The organism is Prevotella sp. P2-180, assembly GCF_002251435.1.
Taxonomy (GTDB): domain Bacteria; phylum Bacteroidota; class Bacteroidia; order Bacteroidales; family Bacteroidaceae; genus Prevotella.
The window spans coordinates 1-2,569 of sequence record NZ_NPJI01000015.1 but is presented as its reverse complement, the minus strand read 5'-3'; the positions used below and the strand labels follow the sequence as shown (position 1 = coordinate 2,569).

2 protein-coding genes and 1 pseudogene are annotated in these 2,569 nt (G+C 43.9%); all 3 read right to left on the bottom strand.

The genetic code is table 11. From position 1 onward, the window contains the following. Positions 1-124 precede the first annotated feature (124 nt). A pseudogene (locus CIK98_RS02600) lies at positions 125-952 on the bottom strand (ATP-dependent DNA helicase RecQ); the annotation flags it as partial. 473 nt (positions 953-1,425) lie between these two features. Next, positions 1,426-2,064, bottom strand: a complete 639-nt coding sequence (locus CIK98_RS02595) for an HU family DNA-binding protein (protein WP_094382731.1) — start codon at positions 2,062-2,064, stop codon at positions 1,426-1,428. Positions 2,065-2,417: 353 nt separating this feature from the next. Next, the gene (locus CIK98_RS19020; protein ID WP_371683235.1) at positions 2,418-2,555 is read right to left on the bottom strand and encodes a DUF3874 domain-containing protein; all 138 of its coding nucleotides are present in this window, start codon (positions 2,553-2,555) and stop codon (positions 2,418-2,420) included. Positions 2,556-2,569 lie beyond the last annotated feature (14 nt).

Here is a 2,569-nt window from a genome sequence, read left to right as displayed (position 1 = left end):
TTGATATATATTTTGATTTGCAACACTAAGATAGGTGAAAAATCTGACATGACAAAATCCTGAGCAACTTTTTGTTGCTCAGGTACTTAAAAAGTTATATTTGTAATAGTGTTGCGGAATTAAGGATGAAATCATCTTGCACCCGATTCCTCTCTTCTGACGATAGTCCTGCATGATATATTCCAGCTTCAACACCTTTGGATTTCAAGTCGGCCGCCAAATCCTCCGTGCCTTTTCTTGACAGACAATAAATGATGCCGCTTTCGTTGGGGTGTCGGCCTATGACATCCAAAATAGTACGCAAACGCTCACGTTTTCTATATGCTTTGCGTACATCAAGACTTAAATTAGGTCTATCAAAACTACTGATGAATATCCGAGGATTCCTCAATCGCAATTGCTCCACTATGTCCGCTTTTGTAATCTTGTCTGCAGTTGCCGTCAATGCAATTCTCGGGACTTTCGGGAAATATTCCTCTAGAACTCCCAACTGAGTATATTCGGGGCGGAAGTCATGTCCCCATTGTGATACGCAGTGCGCCTCGTCGATGGCGATCATGGATATCTTTACGAATTGTTGTAGCCATTGTATCTCCGTCATAAGTCTCTCGGGAGAAATGTACAGAATCTTTATTTCTCCATTTTGGCAACGTGAGCGGATGATTCTGTTGACATATTCCTCATTGCTGCTGTTGAGAGCTTCAGCTGCAATACCATTAGCTTGGAGGGCGTCCACCTGGTCTTTCATTAAAGAAATTAAAGGAGACACAACGAGTGCCGTGCCTTCAAGTAACAGAGATGGAATCTGATAGCAGATTGATTTTCCTCCACCTGTTGGCATCAATACCAATGCGTCCTGCCCTGAAATGACATGGTCTATGATATCCTTCTGAAGAGGACGGAACGAATCATATCCAAATACGGACTTTAAAAGTTGATGTGCCTTATCCATAATAAATGCATTGTCGTTTATTGGTAATGTTTTTTTTGTGTATGGACATTCCCTACCGACACCCCATCCTTGTATTTGGAGATTGAGGTAGTGAGGGATGCAGCTCCAACACTGTGACACTGTTCACCGGTGTCAGTCGGTCGCCCATTATACAATGAAGCGTCAGTCTTATTAGACTGAAAATCATTTTCTTCCACTGCCATCATCAGAGATTACTCTTATTAAATGAGGCTTTTCTTAATAAGGTTCGCCAAATTTTGACCACAAAGATATAAAAAGAATTGCAGACTCTCGCATAAATGGACGAAAATCTGCAATTTTATGATGCAAATAAAGTGTTTTAGTTCAATTTTGGAACAAAAACAGACTTGTTTAAACCCTTTCAAACCCAAATCAAACTTTTCAAACCCCTTCAAACATGACGATACTTCTTTAATTTTTTAATTCTTTAATTGCGCAAAGCGCCCTTCCCTTCAAACCCCTTCCTGTTTCTTCACCCATACCTTATGGCTGCCGCTGCCACGCGATGTTATCGGTGCGTCAGGGTCGCCGCAGATTTCCTTTAGGTCGTCTGAGGCATAAGTGGGATTTAGCTTGTTTATTTCGGCATACTCTCTTAACTTAATAAAGCCGTTGCGGTCAATCACCTCCAGCGCATTCTTTATGCGTTCCTCCCTTGAAAATGGAGTCTTCATAACCTTGGCAACACCGCCGGACTTACGCTCCAGTTCTGTTTCTATGCGCAGTTTCTTTATGAGTTTCTGGTCTGCCTTGAAGTTCACGTTGCTCACCTCCACCTTGCGTCGTGCCATGCGGTCGTCGTCACTCGCCATCTCGGTAGGCTTGTCGTCGTTGAAGGCGAGCGACAGCGAGAACACGCCCAAGTCGTCAATCTTCACCGTGTAGCCTTGCGACAGTTTACGCATAATCACGTCAACCACCGACGAAAGCACTCCCTCGATGACACTCTCACTGACAGCCCTATGATAGCTATGCACTTCCTTCACCAGTTCGTCGTTGTTCAGACGTCTGTAGGCCTCCAGCTTTGGATAAACCCTACGCTTTCCTTTGCCCTCCATGTCGGGCATCTCGTTTACTATATATTTTGGCATTGTTTTTATTTGTTGGAAATTATTGTTAAGAGGTTGAAGAGTCTGGCAAAAACGTCTGCGTTAAGCTCGGCATACCTTTGCAGTTTTCATCAGAAGCCTTCTGATGTACATACGAAGTCTTCGGACGTACATCAGAAACCTTCGGATGCACATCAGAAAGCTTCTGACGGAAAACTCATAGCTATGGAAACAGTTGCCACCACGCCTAAGATTGTCAGTGCAGAAGAATATTCGCGAAAACCCTTCACCCTTCACTTTTTAAACCTAAGTATCTCTGTAGCAGAGGGTTGAAGGAGTGAAGGGTTGCGACAACCCTTCACCACCCTTCACTACCCTTCACTACCCTTCACTCGTCAGGCACACAGCGGAACAATGCGATAGCACTGGCCTTTGTTGGTGTGCTTCGTAGAGCAGCCGAGTACTTTCAGTGTCTGTCCGATTTTCACCTTCAGACTTGTTGTCACCATGACTGTCGGATACAGTTTGGTGATTTTGTCGCAGATAT